This is a genomic window from Vogesella mureinivorans (assembly GCF_007644035.1).
In the GTDB taxonomy this organism is placed as follows: Bacteria; Pseudomonadota; Gammaproteobacteria; order Burkholderiales; family Chromobacteriaceae; genus Vogesella; species Vogesella mureinivorans.
In genome coordinates this window covers 1-286 of record NZ_VMTV02000669.1, presented here as the reverse complement: position 1 = coordinate 286, position 286 = coordinate 1, and the positions used below count along the sequence as shown (strand labels likewise).

General features: G+C 37.4%; 1 protein-coding gene. It reads right to left on the bottom strand.

Annotation, left to right across the window (positions count from 1 at the left end; all coding sequences use genetic code 11):
* Nucleotides 1-219: RNA methyltransferase (locus FLQ44_RS25650; RefSeq protein WP_147695452.1), on the bottom strand; the 219-nt coding region annotated here is incomplete at its 3' end.
* Nucleotides 220-286: the final 67 nt, after the last annotated feature.

Below are 286 nucleotides of genomic sequence, written 5' to 3'. Positions count from 1 at the left end.
AAAGCTATATTCTTCCTGCAGGGCCACTACTTTATGAAAGCCACGGGCCTCTACAGAACGTACAATAGCCGCTGCATTTCTAAACTGATAGATATCTTCTACAACCGGAAGCACAAAATCTGAACTTTCCTGCGAGAAATGTTCAATTTTCGACAATCTTTCTTCTGTTAAAAACTGTTTTAAATACTCATAAGTCTGAGCTAAGTCTTTCGTCTGCATTTCTTATTTTTTTCAATAACCGGATCTCACGCCTGCTATAACAACGTTATTCTCATAAAATTTCAGC